Here is a 19,598-nt window from a genome sequence, read left to right on the forward strand (position 1 = left end):
GCCGGACGGCGCGCGACAATCCGCACCCCTTGCCGGCTGGGCGGATAAGGCCAAGATTGCCGGCACGATACGGTGTATGGGAGCCGCAGGGCGTTGCTTCAGTCGCGGGATGGTTTGCGGGCGCTGACTGGGCGTCGCGTCGTCGTCGTCGGGGCCGGTCCCGGCGGTCTTGCCTCCGCCCTGTTGCTGGCGAAAGCGGGCCTGCATGTCACGGTGATCGAGCGTGATCCGGTGGTCGGCGGCCGGACGAAGACCGTCGAGGCACCGGGCGGCTACCGCTTCGATATCGGCCCGACCTTCTTCCTCTATCCGCAGATCCTGGCCGACATCTTCGAGTCCTGCGGCGAGCGGCTGGAGGACCACGTCAAGCTCGAACGGCTCGACCCCCAATACCATCTCGTCTTCGAGGGCGAGAACGGCGTGTCCGGACAGATCCGCGCCACCGGCGACGTGCCCCGGCTGAAGGAGGAGATCGCCCGTCTCGCGCCGGCCGATGCCGAGAACGTCGAGCGGTTCTTCGCCGAGAACCGGACCAAGCTCGACTATTTCAAGCCGGTTCTGGAGCAGCCCTTCGACAATTTCCTGTCGATGGCGAGCCCGGCGATGCTCGCCGCCCTGCCCCATCTCCATCCCGGCCGCAGCGTCGATCGCGACCTCCGGCGCTACTTCGCCGATCCGCGGGTACGCCTCGCCTTCTCGTTTCAGACCAAGTATCTCGGAATGAGCCCGTTCCGGTGCCCGAGCCTGTTCACCATCCTGTCGTTCCTCGAATACGAGCACGGGGTCTACCATCCGGTCGGTGGATGCGGGGCCGTCTCGGAGGCGATGGCGGGTCTGGCCCGCCGCATGGGCGTCGATATCCGCCTCAACACATCCGTCGAGCGGGTGCTCTACGAGGGCAAGCGCGCCTGCGGCGTGGTGGCAGGGGGCGAGACGCTCAAGGCCGATGCGGTGATGATCAACGGCGACTTCGCCAAGACCATCCGCGAGCTCGTTCCGGAGGAGCGACGCCCGCGCTGGCGCGACGCCAAGATCGACAAGGCTCGGCTCTCCTGCTCGACCTTCATGCTCTATCTCGGCATCGAGGGGAAAATGCCCGAGAGCCTCGGCCATCACACGATCCTGTTGTCCAAGGAATACGAGCGCAACATCAACGAGATCACCGGCGGCATCCTGCCGATGGAGCCGTCGATCTACGTCCAGCATGCGGGCTTCACCGATGGCGGGATGGCGCCTCCCGGCCACACCGCGCTCTACGTGCTGGTGCCCGTGCCGAACCTGAAATCGGGTATCGACTGGGAAAGCGTGGCGCCAACCTATCGCCGGCTGATTCTGGAGCGGCTGAAGCTGCTCGGTCTGCACGACATCGAGGACCGCATCCGCTACGAGCGCATGATCGATCCCCGTGGCTGGCGCGACGACTTCGCGGTGCACGAGGGCGCGACCTTCAACCTCGCCCACGATCTGCTGCAGATGCTGTGGTTCCGGCCGCATAATCGCTTCGGGCCGGGCCTCTACCTCGTCGGCGGCGGCACCCATCCGGGATCCGGCTTGCCCGTGATCTACGAGGGCGCGCGCATCTCGGCGCGCCTGCTGATCGAGGATCTGGCCCGCGAGAAGGCACCCGCGATTCTGGCGGAATTGCCGACCACCTCGCCGCTCGCGACGCAGGGCGAGCCCCATTGATGCGTGCGCCCCTCCGCGCCGCATCCTTCGTCGTCGGGCTGGTGGCTCTGGCCGGATCGGCCCAGGCGGCAAATGTGGAAGTCGTCATCGAGGGGGCCGAGCCCGGCGCGGGTGCGGTCTATGTCACGCTCTGCCAGAACAATCTGACCGAGACCGGCTGTCGCCTCGGCCAGGACGCGCCGGCGCGCGGCGGCAGCCAGCGCTTCCTGTTCCGCGACGTGCCCCCCGGCGCCTGGGCCGTGGCGGCGTACCAGGATCTGGACGGCGATGGCCGGCTCGGGCGCACGCCGCTCGGACTGCCGCTGGAGCCCTACGGCTTTTCCGGCGCGGTCGGGCGTCGCGCCCGGCCCGAATTCCGCGAGGCAGGGTTCCTGCTCGCCGAGCCCGGCGCGACCGTGCGGGTACGCCTCGCCCGCGCCCTGCCCCGGCGCTGACCCGGTCCGTGAGCGCTCCACCGCCCCTCGTCCATGTCGAAGGGGCCGCCCTCGCCTTTCGCGGTCGGCCGGCCCTGCGCGGCCTCGACCTGACGGTCCAGGCGGGCACGACGCTCGCGCTGCTCGGTCCGAACGGGGCTGGCAAGTCCAGTCTGATCCGCCTGCTCGCCGGGCGCCTCGCCCCGGATGGCGGACGCGTCCGGGTGCTCGGCGGTGATCCGCATGCCGACCGGGCGGTGCGGGGCCGCATCGGCTACGTGCCCCAGGAGATCGCGCTCTACCCGCGACTGAGCGTGGCCGAGAACCTCGATGTCTTCGCCCGCCTCGCCGGGCTCGGGCGCGGCGCCCGCCGCGCGGCGGTCGAGGCGGTGGTCGGGCGCTGCGCCCTCGAAGAGGTCGCCCGGCGGCCGGTCGGCACGCTCTCGGGCGGCTACCAGCGCCGGGCCAACATCGCCGCCAGTCTGCTGGCCGCGCCGGATTTGATCCTCCTCGACGAGCCGACCCAGGGCGTGGATCTCGACGCCCGCGCCGCGATCCACGCGGTGCTGGGAAGCCTGCGGGCGGCGGGCGCGGGCGTGATCGTCAGCACCCACGATTTCTCGGAGGCCGAGCGCTTGGCCGATCGCGTCGCCGTGCTGAGCGACGGCCGCCTGCGCCTCGCGGGGGATCTGGCCGCGCTGATGCGCCCGCTCGCCGCCGCCCCGCCGGAGCACGAGGCGGTGTTGGAGGGGGTTCCCGACTCGGCGGCGCAAGCGGCGCTTCGCGAAGCGGGCTTCGCGCCGGAGGCGGGCGATCCGCGACTCTGGCGGGCCGATCACGGCGCCGCGGGCGGGCTCGACGGTGCGGCGCTCCTCGCGACTTTGCGCGGACGAGGCGTGCCCGCGGGCGAGATCCGCGTGCGCCGTCCCGGCCTGGAGACGCTCTATCGCGACGCCCTCAACGGATCGGCGGGGGCCGCGGCGTGATCGCGGCGGCGTTCCGGGTGATGTGGCTCTCGCTCCTGCGCGACCGCGCGGCGCTGACCATGGCCTTCGTGCTGCCGACGGTGATTTTTTCGATCTTCGCCGCGATCTTTTCCGGCGCCCTGGGCGACCGCGTCCGCATCCATCTCGGGCTCGCCGACCTCGCCCGGACGGCCACGACCCAGCGCCTTGTCACCGCTCTGGAGGCGGAGCCCAGCCTGCGGGTCGAGCTGCTGCGCGTCGCCGATGTCGAGGGCGCGGTCGCCGCCGTCCGCCGCGGCGACGTCGATGTGGCGCTGGTGCTGCGGGGTGAACTCGCCGCGCAGGCCGGCGCCGCGCCCGCCGACCAGCCGGTGGTGCTGGTCGAGAGCCCGGCCCGCGCCCTGGCCAGCCCGATCGCCCTCGGTCAACTCCAGCGCGCGCTGAACGGAGCCTTGCCCGACGTCGTACTGTCGCGCATCGTCGCCGATGTCGAGCGCTCCGGAAAGATCGGCGCCGACGAGCGGGCGTTCCTCGACGAGGCCTTCGCCGAGCAGCGCGCGAAGAAGGAGCCGTTCTCCTTCGCCAACCTCGTCGAGACCCGCAGCGCGGCCTCGGGCCGGGGCAACGAGCGCATCAGCTACTATGCCGGCGCGATCGCCGCCGTGTTCCTGCTCTTCGCCGCGATGCAGGGCGCCCTCTCCCTGGTCGACGAGCGAGAGGGGGGCCTCGCTGACCGCCTCGCCGCCGGCCCCGGCGGCCTTCGGGTGATCGTGCTCGGCAAATTCCTGTTCCTGCTCCTGCAGGGCGTCGTGCAGGCCGGTCTGATCTTCACGGCGGCCGCTCTGCTCCACGGCGTCGACGTGTCGGGCCACTGGCTCGGCTGGCTCGTCACCTCGGCGCTGGTCTCGGCCATGGCGGCCGGGCTCGGCCTCGCCGCCTGTGCCCTGTCCTCCACCAGGCAGCAGGCGCATCTCGCCGCGACCTTCGGCGTGCTGCTTCTTTCGGCGGTGGGGGGCAGCATGGTGCCCCGCTTCCTCATGCCCCCCTGGCTGCAGCAGGCCGGATGGCTCACCCCCAACGCCTGGGCGATCGAGGCCTATCAGACCGCTCTCGGCGAGGGGGCCGCCGCCGCGCTCCCGGCCTGGGGCGTGCTTTTCGGACTCGCCTTGGTGGGGCTCGGCGGAGCGCTGGCGCTGGTCGGGCGGCGGACGCGCTGAGGCGGCGGTCGCGCGTGAGGCGTATCGCCCTGCGGCGGCCCGCCCCCGCGACCGGGGCGGGAGGATCTGCCACAGCCGTCCGCCGAGCCCCTCCGCGCTCGGTCGAGCCGGATGACGAATGCGATGCTGCGCCTGCTGATCGCCGACGGGAACGACCGCGCCGGCCGCGACAAGCGCCGTGAGGCGCTGGGGCGGACCACCGCGCAAGCCTTCGCCGCCGTCGTGACCGCCCTGGCCCCCTCGGCGGAATGCGTGCTGATCGAGCCCGCCGATGCGGAGGGCGGCCTGCCCGCCGGTCTCGGCCTGCACGAAGCGGACGGGTTGCTCTTCACCGGCTCGACCCTCCGCCTGACCGAAGGTGGGCTCGCGGTCGAGCGCCAGCTCGACCTGATGCGCGCCGCCTTCGCGGCCGGGTTGCCGACCTTCGGATCCTGCTGGGGCATCCATGTCGCCGCCGCGGCGGCGGGCGGTCGGGTCGGGGCCAATCCCCGCGGCCCCGAATACGGCTTCGCCCGGCGCCTCGCCGCGACCTCCGAGGGCGCGGCCCATCCGTTGCTCGCCGGTCGCGGTCGAGCCTGGGATGCGCCCGCGATCCACACCGATTCGGTCTTGGAGCCACCGCCCGGGGCGCGAGTGCTGGCGGCCAATTCGGTCCTCGACGTTCAGGCGATCGAGATCCGCCACGGGAACGGGCTGTTCTGGGGCACGCAATATCATCCGGAGGTCGACCCCGACGAACTCGCCGCCATGCTGACGCTCAGCGCCGAGGGGGTTGTGGACGCGGGTCTGGCCGCGGACCGTGCCGAGGTCGAGGCCTATGCCGACGAGATCCGAGCCCTGGGTGAGACCGATCCGAACGCCCGTCAACGCCTCGCGTGGCGCCACGGTGTCGGCGCCGAATTGCTCGAGGCCGGCCAACGGCGCCGGGAGATCGCGAACTTCCTGGCACACTTATCCACGCTTCGGCACACATTTGCGGGAGAGCGCGACGGGGTGGCACGTTGACCCGATGCGTGCTGCATCTAGCTTCGCCGTGAAGGCCGGCGCCTCAGCCCGGCGGAGATGCAGTTTCGATGAGCCAGGATTCCTCGGTCGCGGTGGTCGGCAGCGGGCTCGGCGGGCTGGCCGCCGCCTGCGTGGCGGCGGCCCGCGGGCATCGCGTCACCGTCTACGACAAGAACGCCTGGATGGGCGGCAAGGCAGCGGTGCTGCACGAGGGCGGCTTCCGCTTCGACATGGGGCCGACGATCCTCACGGTGCCCCGCGTCTTGGAGCGCGTCTTCAGCGAGGCCGGCAAGTCGGTCCATGACTACATGGATCTGCGCCGCCTCGATCCGCAGTGGCGCTGCTTCTTCGACGACGGCTCCCGCATCGACCTGATCGAGGATGTCGATGCCATGGCCACGGCCATGGACCGTTTCGCGCCCGGCCAAGGCGTTGGCGAGGGGTACAAGAAATTCATCGCGGTCTCCGAGCATCTGCACGGGGTCTCGGAACGCTTCTTCTTCTGGAAGGCCGTGCAGGACCTGTTCGACACGATCGACATTCGCGCCAACATGAATCCCGGCACCCTGCGCGACGTGCTGTCCCTGCGCATGCACGCCACCGTCGCGAGCACCATCCGCGGCAAGGTGAAGGATGCCCGCCTCGCGCAGATGCTCGACCACTTCGTCCAGTATGTCGGCTCCTCGCCCTACGGCGCCCCCGCCGTGCTCTGCGCCATCGCCCATATGCAGACCGCCGAGGGCGTCTGGTACCCGATGGGCGGCACCCGCGCGGTGGCGGAAGGGCTGATGAAGCTCGCGACCGAGCTCGGTGCGACCCTCAAATCCTCCGACGAGGTGACCGGCCTCGACATCGCCGACGGCGCGATCCGCGGCGTGCGGACGACGAGCGGCACCGCCCGCTTCGATGCCGTGATCTCGAACATGGACGCGGTGCGCACCTACCGCGAACTCGTCGGCGGGGATGTCGGCAAGACCTACGACAAGAAGAGCTTCGAGCCGGCCTGTTCCGGCGTGGTGCTCTATCTCGGCCTCAACAAGCGCTACGAGCACCTCGCCCACCACGATTTCGTCTTCTCCCGCGATCCCGAGGAGGAGTTCGACTTCATCTACCGCAAGGGCGAGCCGGCCCCCGACCCGACCGCCTATCTCGCGGCGCCCTCCTCCACCGATCCGAGCGTCGCACCGGAGGGCGGCGAGGCGCTCTACGTCCTCGTCCACACGCCGTATCTGCGCCCGCACCACGATTGGTCGAAGATGTTTCCGGCCTATCGCCGGACCATCCTCGAGAAGTTGAAGCGTACCGGCGGCATGCCCGATCTCGAGGAGCGCATCGTCGTCGAGCGCCACCTCACCCCCCAGGACATCCACGACCGTTACAAGGTCCTCAACGGCGCGATCTACGGACTGGCCTCGCACGGGCGCATGATGGGCGCCTTCAAGCCGGGCAACCGCTCCCGCGAGGTGCGCGGCCTCTACCTCGCGGGCGGCGCCGCCCATCCCGGGCCCGGCATGCCGATGGTGATGATGTCGGGCTGGATCGCGGCGGACGCCCTCGATCAGGATGCCCGGAGCCGGGCCGCCCCGGAGCTGCGCGCGAGCGCGTGACGCCGCCCGAGATCGCCGTCGGCGAACCCTCCGGGCGTGCTTCCGCGATGCGCGCGGGCAGGATCGCTCGGGCGATGCCGGCTTCCGTCTCGCCCTCGCGGGGCGAGGCCTGCGGCCGGCGCCGGAGCGGACGCCCCGGCGGTGTCCCGACCCGCAACGCGATCGCTCCTCCCGAGGCGGAGGAGGCCCGCGCGCCCTCTCGCCCGGGCAGCGTCGCCCGGCGATCCGTGCCATTCAGAGCCGGCACCGGCCGGAAGGTCGCCCCGTGACGCCCGCACCCGTTCTCCCCGAGCGCTCGCCCTTCGTCTGGCGCTTCATGGCGCGCTATCTCGACCGCTTCGTGCGCCGCCATATGAACGCCCTGCGTCTCGCCCGCTGGGGCGTTCCGGCGCGGATCGAGGCGGGGACCCCGCTCGTGGTCTATTGCAACCATCCGGCTTGGTGGGACGCGGCGATCCTCATCGTGATCGGCGACCGTCTGTTCTCCGACAGGGCCTGCTACGCGCCGTTCGACGCGGCCATGCTGGAGCGATACGGCATCTTCCGTCGCATCGGCGCCTTCCCGGTCGATCTGGAGAGCCGCCGGGGCGCGACGCAGTTCCTGGCCGCCTCGCGGGCCATCCTCGCAGGACCGGGCCGCGCCCTGTGGATCACCGCGCAGGGGCGCTTCAGCGATTCCCGTGCCCGCCCGCTCGGTCTCAAGCCCGGCATCGTCCGGCTGCCGGAGATCGCCCCGACGACGTTGTTCCTGCCGCTCGCTCTCGAATACGCCTTCTGGGAGGAGCGGGGGGCGGAAGCCTTCTGCGCCTTCGGCGCGCCGATCCCGGCCGTGGACCTCCTCGCCCTCCCGCGCCACGAGCGCCTCGCCCGGATGGAGACGGCGCTGACCGACACCCTCGACCGGCTCTCCGCCGACGTCATCAGTCGTGACGCCGGACGGTTCGAGACGCTGGTCTCGGGCCGGCGCGGCATCGGCGGGGTCTATGACGGCTGGCGACGATTCGCGTCGATGCTGACCGGGCAGCGCTTCGAATCCGGCCATCGCCCCGAACTGCAGCGCGCTTTGCCGCGCCAGGAGCCCGAGACGTGATGCTGGCGCTCGCCCTCCTCTGCTTGGCGCTGGCCCTGCTCCCGGCCTGCCTCGCGGCGGTCAATCTCGGGATCCTGCGGACCCCCGAGCCGGAGGCCGAGGAGCCCGGACTCGTCTCGATCCTGATCCCGGCCCGCAACGAGGCCGCGGTGATCGAGCGGACGGTTCGAGCCGCCCTGGCGAGCGCCGGGATCGCCATCGAGGTGCTGGTCGGTGACGACCATTCCACCGACGACACCGCCGCCATCGTCCGTGGCATCGCCGCTGCCGATCCGCGTCTGCGCCTCGTGGCCGTGCCCGACCTGCCGGAGGGCTGGACCGGCAAGAACCACACCTGCTCCGTGCTCGCCCGCGAAGCCCGCGGCGACCGGCTCCTCTTCCTCGACGCGGACGTCACGCTGGTGCCCAACGGCGCCGCCGGCCTCGCGGCCCATGCAAGGCGTTCGGGCGCCGATCTCGTCAGCGGCGTGCCGCGCCAGACGATGGGAACCCTCGGCGAGCGCCTGACCGTGCCGATGATCGATTTCCTGCTCATCGGCTATCTGCCCATGGCGCTGATGCGGCTCCTGCCCGATCCTTCGCTCGGCGCCGCCTGCGGTCAGATGATCCTGATGCGGGCCGAGAGCTACGCCGCCAGCGGCGGCCACGGGGCGATCCGCACCTCGCTCCATGACGGCGTGCGCCTGCCGCGCCTGTTCCGGGAGCAAGGTCTGCGCACCGATCTCGTCGCCGGCCACGCCCTGGCGACCTGCCGGATGTATCGCGATTTCCGGCAGAGTTGGGCCGGCTTCTCGAAGAACGCTCGCGAGGGCATGGCCACGTCTCGGGCCCTCCCGGTCTGGACGCTGCTCCTGTTCGGCGGCCACGTGCTGCCCTGGCTCCTGCTGGTTCTCGCCCTGCTCGTCGGCGACAGGCCGGCGGCCTGGGTCGCGGCGGGCGCGGCCCTGGTCTCGCTCGCCACGCGCGCCGCGATCACCCTCGTGGTCCGCGAACCGGCCGCGACCGTGCCGCTGCATCCGGCGACCATCTGCACCGCCCTGGCGATCCAGTGGAACGCGCTGCTGCGCCCGGACCGGGCCGGGGCATCGGTGTGGAAGGGGCGGCGCTATCCCCTTGCCCCGCCGGGGAGCCCGCCCCACCAGGGCTCGTGACGCGCGGGCCCACGTTCTCGGACGCCCGCCGAACTTGCGGCAAATCGTGCGGCGCCGACGATCCAGCCTTTGCAGTTGCCCGACAACGCCTGTAGCTTCGGTGCCACGATGGTCCGGCGTGTCGCCGCGACCGCGTGCGTTCAGGAAGCCCGGCAGCGTCCATGAGGGATGAGAGCGCCGCCGCCTTGTCGGCCCGCCCCGCCGCCGACCCGCATCCCCCGCGGGATGGCGCCCGCACGGTCACGGGCGGCCGATCGATCGAGCCTTATCCGGAGCGCTACGAGCCGGGCCGCGGCGGGCGTCGCGATGCCTACGCCGCCCTCGATCTCGGCACCAACAATTGCCGCCTGCTCGTCGCCGAGCCGACGCCCAACGGCTTCCGCGTCATCGACGCGTTCTCGCGGATCGTCCGCCTCGGCGAGGGCCTGGGCAATTCGAACCGCCTGACCGAGGCCGCCATCGAGCGCACGGTGGAGGCGCTGCGGATCTGCAAGGCCAAGATGAAGGCCCGGGGCGTGGCCCGCTCCAAGGTCATCGCCACGGAAGCCTGCCGGCTCGCCGTCAACGGCGCCGAGTTCGTCGCCCGCGTGCGGGCCGAGGTCGGCCTCGATCTCGAGATCGTCGACCGCCAGACCGAGGCCTATCTCGCGGTCACGGGCTGCGCGGCGCTCGCCGATCCGCGGGCGGAATCGGTGGTGATCTTCGATATCGGCGGCGGCTCCACCGAGATCGCGTGGCTCGACGGCGCGGCGGCCAACCCCTCGACCGACCCGACGCTCCGGATTCGCGCCTGGGATTCGCTGCCCGTCGGCGTGGTGACGCTGGCCGAGCGCCATGGCGGCACCGAGGTGACGCGGCTGACCTTCGAGGGCATGGTCGAGGAGGTCGGCGACCTGATCTCCCCCTTCGCCATCCGGGCGGCCGCCGCCGCGACCGCCCCCTCGTTCCACCTGCTCGGGACCTCCGGCACGGTGACGACGCTCGCCGCCATGCATCTGCGCCTCGCCCGCTACGAGCGGCGCCGGGTCGACGGTCTGTGGATGAGCGATTTCGAGGTCAGCGACGCCATCGAGGATCTGCTCGACACCCGCCTGGAGCAGCGGGCCGACAATCCCTGCATCGGCCGCGACCGCGCCGACCTCGTGCTCGCCGGCTGCGCCATCCTGGAGGCGATCCGCCGGGTCTTCCCGTCGGAGCGCCTGCGCATCGCCGATCGCGGCCTGCGCGAGGGGCTGCTGATGAACATGATGCGCGAGGACGGCGTCTGGCGCCGGGGACGCTCCCGCTGACGGCGCCCGTGTTGGGGCGCCGCCGATCACGGATCAGACCGCCTCGATCGCCTTCGAGGAATGGTGCCCGGTGATGAGCCAGCGCCCGCCGATCTCCTCGAAGGTGAAGAGGAATCGGGCCGGCACCACCTCGTCCCGGCCGTCCTTGAGCATCGTGAAGGTGTAGAGCCCGCCGATCACGACGGTGCCGAGTTTCCGGCTCACCCGCTTCTTCTGGACGGTGATGCCGCAGCGGATGCGTTCGCTCGCCAGGAAGCTCTCGAAATAGGCCCGCCGGTCGTCCTCGCGCCCCCGCACGTCGTCCGACATGGTCGGGACTAGGATGGCGTCGGGAGCGTAGAGCGCCAGCACGGCATCGACGTCCCGGGTTCCGATCGTCTCGGCCCAGCGCAGGAGCACCTTTCCGGCCTCGGTCAGGCAGGACGCCGCGTCCCGCTCCGGCATCGTCTCAGCTTCGGTTTCGAAGCGCATCGTCGGAAGGTCGTCGAAGTTCATGCTCGCCTCTTTGAAAAGGAAGATGCCCGATCCCGTCAGCGCCGACCGCGGGCTGCCCTCGGGCCCGGCGGGCCGCATCGGATCGGGCATTCAATAATGTTATAACGTTTCATTTGGATCCTTCATCCGCGTGTTGCGGCTGGTCCGCGTCCTGCGCGGCTTCACGGGCCTCGCGCGGCGGGTTAGAGCATCGTCATGCGAGAGGCGGGCCGGCCCTCGAAAAGACGACGCGAAAACAAGAGCCTGGACCATCGCCACCGAGGCGCTGCCCGTTCGATCGGGCCGGCGACGGGGCTTCGGGACGGGTCGAGAGAGGAACGGCGATGAGCGACCGGCGAGGCGGATCGGGCGGCCTGCGCGGCGACCTGAAGCAGCGGGTGAAGACCGGGCGCGGGCGCACGCTCTCGCAGAAGCGCTGGCTGGAGCGTCAGCTCAACGATCCCTACGTGGCCCGCGCCAAGCGCGAGGGCTACCGTTCGCGGGCGGCCTTCAAGCTCGTGGAGATCGACGAACGCTTCAAGCTGCTCAAGCCGGGGCAGAAGGTGCTCGATCTCGGTGCCGCTCCGGGGGGCTGGGCGCAGGTCGCGGTCAAGACGGTGGGCGAAACCGGCCGAGTCGTCGGCATCGATCTCCTCGACATCGAGCCGATGGCGGGCGCGACCTTCATCACCCTCGACTTCCTCGACCCGTCCGCGCCCGAGCGGCTGACCGAGTTGCTGGGCGGCCGGGCCGACCTCGTGCTGTCGGACATGGCCGCCAACACCACCGGCCACAAGAAGACCGACCATTTGCGCATCATCGGGTTGGCCGAGACCGCGGCGGCCTTCGCCCGCGAGATCTTGGCACCGGGCGGCGCCTATCTCGCCAAGGTGTTCCAGGGCGGCACCGAGGGCGGCCTGCTCGCCGACCTCAAGCGCGACTTCGCGACCGTGCGCCACGTGAAGCCCGCCGCGAGCCGGGCGGATTCGAGCGAGCTCTACGTGCTGGCCACCGGTTTCCGCGGCCAGACCGAGGCCGAGGACCCCGACGAGGAGGCGTAAGCCGCTCCGGCCAGCCCATGGTTTCGAAAGGACGCGTCCTTTCGCGGGTCCAGGGCGGAGCCCTGGGAAGAAAGCAGGGCTCCGCCCCGCACCCCGCCCAAGGACTCGTCCTTTGGGATTCCGTCAGAAGAACAGCGTCGTGTTAAGGTAGCCGTAGAAGGTGTCGCCGGTGTCCGGCGCGTTGGGGGCGTTTCGCAAGAAGTCGCCCTTGATGAGGTAGGCGACGCCGGTGTCGAGGATCATCGCGTCGGGGACGATCCAGTATCGGATCCGGCCCTCGATCTGTTGGCCGGCATAGCGGCCCGAGCGTCCGCTTCGGTCGCGGACCAGCGTCGCCCCGAAGCTATCGGTGGGGCTCTCCAGGAAGAGCGGCCGATAGGCCACGAAGGCGTCCCAGATCGGGCTCGGGGTCACTTCGAGGCGCAGGCCCGGCGAGATCAGGTTGGCGCGCTGCACCGGTCCGTAGAGGCCGGTCGGGCCGTAATCGAAGCGCCGGGCACCGAAGAGCGTGTCGAAGCGGTTGAAGCGGTTCGGATTGCGGCCGTCGCCGCTGGCATGGTCGTATTGCAGCGCGACCCGCGGCCGCCACGGCGCGTCGAAGGTGTAGCCGGCCTCCGCGTGGAGGAAATAGGCCGCCACGTTCAGGTCGGTCCGGTCGGTCTCGGCCGCCGTCTCGCGGGCGCGACCGGTCTGGTAGATGGCCTCGAGATCGTAATCGAACGCGCCGGTCTTCGGCGCCCGCGCCAGCCGGACGCCGGGGGTGAACAGGCGCCGGTCGCGGGTCTGGACCGAGCGCAGGCCGGTGCCGGAATCCCGCTCCATCAGACCGTAGCCGTAGACCTCGAAGGTGCCGCCGAGCACGCCCGCCTTGGTGTAGGACGCGCCGAAGAGCTGCAGGTCGAGGCTCTCGCGGTCGAAGGCGATCTCGTTGTCGAGGATGCCCGGCGTGTCGTCGGGCAGCCGCGTGTGCGGCAGGGCCCAGAGAAGCGTGAGCCGGTCCTTCCCGGCATTCTGCCAGTCGTAGGACAGGCCGGTATAGGCGTTGATGGTGTTGCGGAACTGCTGGCGCGAGACGAGGCGGCGCGAGCCGATATTCTTGGTGAAGCGGCCGACGGTCAGGCTGCTCTTGGTGCCCTCCCCCGCCCCGTCGCCCAGGTCGAGGGCGAGATAGGCCTGCCCCGGCTCCAGGGCGTTGATCTCGGTGGTGAAGGCCGAGGAGTTGCGCTGCTGGAAATAGCCGCGACTGTCGAACAACTCGCCGCCGATCCGCAGGGGGCCGGTCTCGTACTCGACGAAAAGGGTTGTCAGGTACGAGTTGAGAATGTCGTTGCGGGCGAAGGTCTCGGGCCGGAACTGACCGGCGATCCCCTCGACGCGCGGCCGGAACGAGCCGCTGATGCGCAGGTTCGCCGGGCTACCCAGCGCTTCATGGAGGAGGAAGCGCGGCTTGGTCGGCGCCGCGGAGAAGATCGGTCCGCTCTGCGCGATGGCGAGGCTGGGGATGACGGCGGCGAGCAGGCACGCCGGCAGCACGGATCGTTTCAAGACATCATCCTTGGCCTGATGCGGGATGGAACGATCAGGGTGAGACGAGGCCCGATCTTCTAAGCCAACGCTCAAGCAGGACGTATTATTCCGTCAGATTTGATCAGGATCCGGTCTTGATCCCTCTCGATGCACATCGTTGCCTTGCTGTGATAATAGCTCGAGAAATATGCTTCCTTGTGCCGGCAGTAGGATTAAGTCGCGATCTGGTTCAGGGAGTTGCTGGCTCGATCGCGCAGGCTCGCGCCAGCCGCGAGAGGCTGGCGCCCCGCCCGATCACCGGCCGACGGATCGTTCGAAGACCCGCCTTGCCATCACGGGCGAAAGTCCGACGGGATCAGGCGGGGGCGTCGGGCAGCGCCTGCACCAGGGTCCGGAACCGGTCGCCGCGGACCTCGAAATTCGGAAACTGGTCGTAGGAGGCGCAGGCTGGCGACAGCAGCACCACGGGCTCCGGCGCGGCCGAGGCCGCCGCCGCCTTCGCCGCCGCCTCGGTTGCGGCTTCGAGGGTTCCGCAGCGCGTGTACGGCACCCGCCCGTCCAGCATCTCGGCGAAGGCCTCGCTCGACGCGCCGATGAGATAGGCATGGGCGACCCGGTCGAACAGCGGGCTCAAGGGTTCGATGCCGCCTTCCTTGGCCTTGCCGCCGACGATCCAGTGGATGTCGCGGAAGGCGAGCAGCGCCTTCTCGGTCGAGTCGGCGTTGGTGGCCTTGGAATCGTTGACGAACAGCACCCGGCCCCGCCGACCCAGGCCCTCCATCCGATGGGCGAGTCCCGGGAAGCTCGTCAGCCCCGCCGCGAGGGTCGCGCCGTCGATCCCGAGGGCGCGGGCCACCGCCACGGCCACCGCCGCGTTCTGCCCGTTATGGGCGCCGCGCAGGGAGCCGATGCCGGTCAGATCGGCGCGTTGGGCTCCGCCCGCCTCGACGATGCGGGCGCCCTGCACGATCAGGTCGCCCGCCGCCTCGCCGTGGCCCTCCACATGGATGCGCACCCGCGGTGCACTCCGCCGATCCGCGATGGCCGCGCAATAGGCGTCGTCCACGCCGATGACGGCGAGGCCGGCCCCCGAGACCACCCGTTCCTTGATGGCGGCGTAGTTCTCCATGCTGCCGTGGCGGTCGAGATGGTCCGGCGTCAGGTTGAGCAGGATGCCGATGCTGGGGGCCAGCGAGGGCGTGAGATCGATCTGGAAGGTCGAGAGCTCGATGACGTGGATGCGGCCCGGCGCGGGCGGCTCCAGCGAGAGGATAGCGGTGCCGATATTGCCGCCCATCTGCACGTCGCGGCCGGCTTCCCGCAGGACATGGGCGGTCAGCGCCGTCGTGGTCGACTTGCCGTTGGTGCCGGTGATGGCGACGAAGGGCGCGTCGGGCGCGAGCGCCGCGCGCTCGCGGCAGAAAATCTCGATGTCGCCGATGATCGCGACGCCGGCGCCTTTCGCCAGCGGCACCGTCCAGTGGGGCTCGGGATGGGTGAGCGGCACGCCGGGGGCCAGCACCAGCGCGGAAAAGCCCGTCCAATCGGCCTCGCGCAGGTCGGCCACCGTGATGCCCTGTGCGCGCGCGCGGTCGCGGCTCGCCGCATTGTCGTCCCAGGCCAGCACGTCGGCCCCGCCCGCCAGCAGCGAGCGGACGGTGGCGAGCCCGGAGCCGCCGAGGCCGAACAGGGCGACCTTTTGACCGGCGAAAGTGGTGGCTGGGGTCATGGCGAACGGCCTTTCACGACGACGCGACGCTTGGCCCATCCATCTTCCTCATCCTGAGGTGTGAAGCGAAGCGGAGCCTCGAAGGAGGGCTCCAGGGATCGCAGTGCTCTCTGGAGCCCTCCTTCGAGGCCGCTTCGCGGCACCTCAGGATGAGGGGGATGGATCGGGACGAGGTTGCGACGCGCCTCCTAACACAGCTCAGCGCAGCTTGAGCGTGGCGAGCCCGACGAGGGCCAGGATGACGGCGATGATCCAGAAGCGGATCACGACCTGCGGCTCCTTCCAGCCCTTCTGCTCGAAATGGTGGTGGATCGGCGCCATGCGGAAGACGCGCTTGCCGGTCAGCTTGAACGAGGCGACCTGGATGATCACCGAGAGGATCTCCAGCACGAACAGGCCGCCGACGATGGCGAGGACGATCTCGTGCTTGGCCGCGACCGCGATGGTGCCGAGAAGGCCGCCCAACGCCAGAGAACCGGTGTCGCCCATGAAGATCTGCGCGGGCGGCGCGTTGAACCAGAGGAAGCCGAGTCCCGCCCCGATCACCGCGCCGCAGACCACGGCGAGCTCGCCGGTGTCGCGAACGTAGTTCACCTGCAGGTATCCGGCGGTGAAGGAATTGCCGACGAGGTAGGCGATGACGCCGAAGGTGCCGCAGGCGATCATGACCGGGACGATCGCGAGGCCGTCGAGCCCGTCGGTGATGTTGACCGCGTTGCCCGCCCCTACGATCACGAAGGCGGCGAACGGAACCCAGAACCAGCCGAGATTCAGGAGCGCGTCCTTGAAGACCGGGAAGGCGAGCTGATTCTGGAGCGCGACCGGCGAGTAGATCGAGATCAGCAGGCAGGCCGAGCCCGCGATGGCGGCTTCCAGCAGAAGGCGGAACTTGCCCGAGAATCCCTTGTGCGACTGCTTCGTGACCTTGAGGTAGTCGTCGTAGAAGCCGATCGCGCCGAAGCCCAGGGTGACCGCGAGCGTCACCCAGACATAGTGGTTGCGCGGGTTCGCCCAGAGCAACACCGAGACGACGGCGCCGGCGAGGATCATGAGCCCGCCCATGGTCGGCGTGCCGCGCTTGGTCAGGTGGGTGGCCGGGCCGTCCTCGCGGATCGGCTGGCCCTTGCCCTGACGGATGCGCAGGAGCGAGATGATCCAGGGGCCGAACCAGAACACGAAGAAGCCCGCCGTGAACAGCGCGCCGCCGGTGCGGAAGGTGATGTAACGGAACACGTTGAGCGGCGTGAGAGTGCCGCTCAGTTCCGACAGGAGATAGAGCATCCGTTGGTCCGCCCGCGGCAAAATCTTCTTCGGCATCGGCCGCGTCGGGTGCGGCCGGTCTCACGTGGGGTGGGCGAGAAGCGGCCCGACCGTGACGACGCTCAGCGAACCGCCCTGAGCGAGGCGTCGCGCTGGTCCGGGGGCAGCGCGTAGCGGGCTTTGACCGCTTCGACAATCCGAACCATGCGCATGGAGTTCGAGCCCTTGACCATCACGGCGTCGCCCGGGCGCAGCACGGCAACCACGGCGTCGGTCAGCTCGTCGGCGCTCAGCGCCGCGACGCCGCGGCTCTCGATCGGCAGCGCCTCGAACAGGTGGCGCATCAGCGGCCCGGCGGTGAAGACGAGATCGATCCCGTTCGCCCGCACGGCCTCGGCAAGGTCGCGATGCAGGCTCTCACCCGCCTCGCCCAGCTCCTTCATGTCGCCGAGCACGGCGATGCGGCGGCCCTTCGCCCCGGTATCGATCCCCTTCAGCGTGGCGAGGGATGCCCGGATCGAGGCCGGGTTGGCGTTGTAGCTCTCGTCGACCAGGTAGGCGTCGCCGTCATCGATCCGCAGGGCCGTGCGCTCGCCGCGCCCGACCGGGGGCTTCAGCCCCGCCAGGGACAGGGCGGCGCGGGCGAGGTCGGCCCCGAGCGCGTGGATGCAGGCGAGCACCCCGAGCGAGTTCATGGCGACGTGCCGGCCCGGCGTCCCGAGCTGGTAGGTGACGGGCACGCCCATCACGGTCGCGTCCACCACGGAGATGTCGGGGCGGGTCAGGATGCGGTGCGCCCGCACATCGGCCTCCTCGTGCTCGCCGAAGGTGATGACTCGACCGGCCTTCGAGGCCTGGGCATGGGCGAGGAGGCGGGGAAAATTCGGGTTGTCGCGGTTGATCACGGCCACCCCGACGGGACTGAGCCCAGCAAAGATCTCGCCCTTGGCATCGGCGATGGCCGAGAGCGAGGGGAAGTGCTCGATATGAACCGGCTCGACCGTGGTGATCAGCGCCACGTCCGGTCGTACCTGGGCGGTGAGCGGCAGGATCTCGGCGGCGTGGTTCATGCCGATCTCGAACACGCCGTAGCGGCTGGTGTCCGGCATCCGGGCGAGCGTCAGCGGCACGCCCCAGTGATTGTTGTAGGAAGCGACCGAGGCATGGGTCTCCCCCTGCGCACCGAGGACGTGGCGCAGGGCCTCCTTGGTGCCGGTCTTGCCGACGGAGCCCGTCACCGCGACGATGGCCGCCTTCGTGCGGGCGCGGGCGGCGGTGCCGATGCGGCGCATCGCGTCGAGGACGGGATCGTCGGAGCCCTCCGGCACCGCGAGGACCGGGCCGAAGGCGGAGAGTTCGTCGGCCCGCGATTGCGCGACCACGGCGGCTCCCGCGCCCTTCTCGAGGGCGGCGCGCACGAAGTCGTGGCCGTCGCGGGCCTCGCCCCGGATCGCGAAGAACAGGTCGCCCAGTTGGAGGGTGCGGGTGTCGATCGAGGCGCCCTCGATCGGGCGCGCCGCGCCGACGAGGCGTCCGCCGGTGGCGGCTTCGAGCTCGGCCTGGGTCCAGAGGGGGGCGGTCATCGGTTCACCTCAGCGATCGCGGCGCGCAGGGCCTCGTGATCCGAGAACGGGAGCACGCTTGTCCCCACGATCTGGCCGGTTTCATGGCCCTTGCCGGCCACCACCAGCACGTCGCCGGCGGCGAGGCCGCGCACGCCCGTGCGGATCGCCTCCGCGCGATCGCCGATCTCCTCCGCCCCCGGTGCGGCGGCCAGGATCGCGGCGCGGATCGCCGTCGCCGCCTCGGTGCGGGGATTGTCGTCGGTGACGATGACCCGGTCGGCCAAGCGTTGCGCGATGGCCCCCATGATCGGGCGCTTGCCTCGGTCGCGGTCGCCGCCGCAGCCGAACACCACGACGAGCCGCCCGGACGCGAAGGGCCGCAACGCCGTCAGAACGTGTTCGAGCGCCTCCGGCTTGTGGGCGTAATCGACGAGGCACAGGCCCCCCTTCGCCTCGCCGATCCGCTCCATCCGGCCGGGCACGCCGGTGAGATGGTCGAGGGCGGCGAAGACCGCGGCCGGGTCCTTCTCACCCGCCGGCGTGGAGAGCGCGAGACCCGCCGCGACCAGAGCGTTCTCGACCTGGAAGCCGCCGACGAGCGGGAGCCGCACCGCGTACGTGTCGCGTCCGTGCACGAGCGTCAGAGCCTGCGAAAAGCCCTCCGTCCGGGCTTCGATCAGGCGGATGAAGTCGCCGTTGCGGCCGGTGGTGCGCAGCGCGTGACCGGCGGCGTCGGCGACGCCGATCACCCGCTCGGCATAGGCGCCGTCGGCATTGACGACGGCGGGGGATCCCTTCGGCAGCAGGGTGGTGAACAGGCGCAGCTTGGCGTCGAGATAGTCCTCGATGCTCGGATGATAATCGAGATGATCGCGACCGAGATTGGTGAAGGCCGCCGCCCGCAGGACGACGCCGTCGAGCCGGCGCTGCTCGATGCCGTGGGACGAGGCCTCCATGGCCAGATCCGTGATGCCCTCGTCGGCGAGGCGGGCCAGCGTCTGGTGCAGGGTGACCGGATCGGGCGTCGTCAGCGAGCCGTAGGCGGCGCCGCGATTCGTGACGATGCCCACCGTGCCGAGGCTCGCGGCGTCCCGGCCGATCCGCGACAGGATCTGGCGCACGAAATCGGCGACCGAACTCTTCCCGCTCGTGCCGGTGACGGCCACCACGGTCTCGGGCTGGCGACCCGACAGGCGGGCGGCGGCGAGCGCCAGGGCGCGGCGGGCGTCGGGCACGGCGATCCAGGCGGTGGCGTCCGGCAGATCGGCCGGGCGCTCGCCCTCGCCGACGACCGCGACCGCCCCGGCCTCGGACGCCTTCGCGGCGAACAGCCGTCCGTCGGCCACGGTGCCGGGCACGGCGACGAACACGCCGCCCGGCATGACCTTGCGGCTATCGGCGGTGAGTCCGGCGACGGGCTTTCCCGCGTGATCGGTTGCGGCGTCCCCGAAGAGGTGGCCGAGGGTGGGCTGGCTCATGCGAGGCTCCCGCTGCCTGTCGCGTCTCCATCCCTGGCCCTCACCCCGCGATGCCGCGAAGCGGCCTCGAAGGAGGGTCCG

The 19,598-nt window shown here is 70.7% G+C and carries 16 protein-coding genes; 10 read left to right on the plus strand and 6 right to left on the minus strand.

Annotated features, from left to right (window positions below; genetic code table 11):
• The first annotated feature begins 93 nt into the window (after window positions 1–93).
• The 9 genes from crtI (at window position 94) to MFF26_RS18070 (ending at window position 10,423) form a co-directional block, all read left to right on the plus strand.
• Window positions 94–1,686, plus strand: a complete 1,593-nt coding sequence (gene crtI, locus MFF26_RS18030; protein ID WP_137829218.1) for a phytoene desaturase family protein — start codon at window positions 94–96, stop codon at window positions 1,684–1,686.
• The gene (locus tag MFF26_RS18035) at window positions 1,686–2,120 is read left to right on the plus strand and encodes a DUF2141 domain-containing protein (RefSeq protein WP_137829217.1); all 435 of its coding nucleotides are present in this window, start codon (window positions 1,686–1,688) and stop codon (window positions 2,118–2,120) included. The genes crtI and MFF26_RS18035 overlap by 1 nt, the downstream gene beginning before the upstream one ends.
• 8 nt (window positions 2,121–2,128) lie before the next feature.
• On the plus strand, window positions 2,129–3,085 hold the full coding sequence (locus tag MFF26_RS18040) for an ABC transporter ATP-binding protein (RefSeq protein ID WP_137829216.1): 957 nt from the start codon (window positions 2,129–2,131) through the stop codon (window positions 3,083–3,085).
• Entirely contained in the window at window positions 3,082–4,281 is a 1,200-nt protein-coding gene (locus tag MFF26_RS18045; RefSeq protein WP_137829215.1) for an ABC transporter permease, read from the plus strand. Before MFF26_RS18040 ends, MFF26_RS18045 begins: the two co-directional genes overlap by 4 nt.
• Window positions 4,282–4,392: 111 nt before the next feature.
• Window positions 4,393–5,286: a type 1 glutamine amidotransferase gene (locus MFF26_RS18050; protein ID WP_137829214.1), complete on the plus strand. Its 894-nt coding sequence runs from the start codon at window positions 4,393–4,395 to the stop codon at window positions 5,284–5,286.
• Window positions 5,287–5,354: 68 nt separating this feature from the next.
• Window positions 5,355–6,893, plus strand: coding sequence for a phytoene desaturase family protein (locus MFF26_RS18055; RefSeq protein WP_137829213.1), 1,539 nt, complete (start codon window positions 5,355–5,357; stop codon window positions 6,891–6,893).
• Between the two features lie 316 nt (window positions 6,894–7,209).
• Window positions 7,210–7,983 carry a lysophospholipid acyltransferase family protein gene (locus MFF26_RS18060; RefSeq protein WP_238308294.1) on the plus strand — a complete coding sequence of 258 codons (774 nt, stop codon included), beginning with the start codon at window positions 7,210–7,212 and terminating at the stop codon, window positions 7,981–7,983.
• Window positions 7,983–9,134, plus strand: coding sequence for a glycosyltransferase family 2 protein (locus MFF26_RS18065; RefSeq protein WP_238308275.1), 1,152 nt, complete (start codon window positions 7,983–7,985; stop codon window positions 9,132–9,134). Before MFF26_RS18060 ends, MFF26_RS18065 begins: the two co-directional genes overlap by 1 nt.
• 161 nt (window positions 9,135–9,295) lie before the next feature.
• Window positions 9,296–10,423 carry a Ppx/GppA phosphatase family protein gene (locus MFF26_RS18070; RefSeq protein WP_238308276.1) on the plus strand — a complete coding sequence of 376 codons (1,128 nt, stop codon included), beginning with the start codon at window positions 9,296–9,298 and terminating at the stop codon, window positions 10,421–10,423.
• Window positions 10,424–10,456: 33 nt separating this feature from the next.
• On the opposite strand, the gene MFF26_RS18075 is transcribed toward MFF26_RS18070, so the two are convergent.
• On the minus strand, window positions 10,457–10,918 hold the full coding sequence (locus tag MFF26_RS18075; protein WP_210236198.1) for a DUF4440 domain-containing protein: 462 nt from the start codon (window positions 10,916–10,918) through the stop codon (window positions 10,457–10,459).
• A gap of 323 nt (window positions 10,919–11,241) precedes the next feature.
• Here MFF26_RS18075 and MFF26_RS18080 point away from each other — a divergent pair, with 323 nt between their 5' ends.
• Window positions 11,242–11,958 carry an RlmE family RNA methyltransferase gene (locus tag MFF26_RS18080; RefSeq protein ID WP_137829211.1) on the plus strand — a complete coding sequence of 239 codons (717 nt, stop codon included), beginning with the start codon at window positions 11,242–11,244 and terminating at the stop codon, window positions 11,956–11,958.
• 123 nt (window positions 11,959–12,081) lie between these two features.
• On the opposite strand, the gene MFF26_RS18085 is transcribed toward MFF26_RS18080, so the two are convergent.
• From MFF26_RS18085 to MFF26_RS18105, 5 genes are all read right to left on the minus strand, one after another.
• On the minus strand, window positions 12,082–13,491 hold the full coding sequence (locus MFF26_RS18085) for an alginate export family protein (RefSeq protein ID WP_373324498.1): 1,410 nt from the start codon (window positions 13,489–13,491) through the stop codon (window positions 12,082–12,084).
• A 349-nt stretch (window positions 13,492–13,840) separates the two neighbouring features.
• On the minus strand, window positions 13,841–15,214 hold the full coding sequence (murD, locus tag MFF26_RS18090; protein ID WP_137829209.1) for a UDP-N-acetylmuramoyl-L-alanine--D-glutamate ligase: 1,374 nt from the start codon (window positions 15,212–15,214) through the stop codon (window positions 13,841–13,843).
• A gap of 198 nt (window positions 15,215–15,412) precedes the next feature.
• Complete coding sequence (mraY, locus tag MFF26_RS18095; protein ID WP_137829246.1) at window positions 15,413–16,495, minus strand: phospho-N-acetylmuramoyl-pentapeptide-transferase; 1,083 nt, start codon at window positions 16,493–16,495, stop codon at window positions 15,413–15,415.
• Window positions 16,496–16,596: 101 nt separating this feature from the next.
• Window positions 16,597–18,057 (minus strand): UDP-N-acetylmuramoylalanyl-D-glutamyl-2,6-diaminopimelate--D-alanyl-D-alanine ligase, encoded by a 1,461-nt coding sequence (locus MFF26_RS18100; RefSeq protein ID WP_238308277.1) that lies wholly within the window; start codon window positions 18,055–18,057, stop codon window positions 16,597–16,599.
• Window positions 18,054–19,517, minus strand: coding sequence for a UDP-N-acetylmuramoyl-L-alanyl-D-glutamate--2,6-diaminopimelate ligase (locus MFF26_RS18105; protein ID WP_137829207.1), 1,464 nt, complete (start codon window positions 19,515–19,517; stop codon window positions 18,054–18,056). Before MFF26_RS18105 ends, MFF26_RS18100 begins: the two co-directional genes overlap by 4 nt.
• Between the last annotated feature and the right edge of the window lie 81 nt (window positions 19,518–19,598).

The sequence above is a fragment of the Methylorubrum suomiense genome, assembly GCF_022179765.1.
GTDB lineage: Bacteria > Pseudomonadota > Alphaproteobacteria > Rhizobiales > Beijerinckiaceae > Methylobacterium > Methylobacterium suomiense.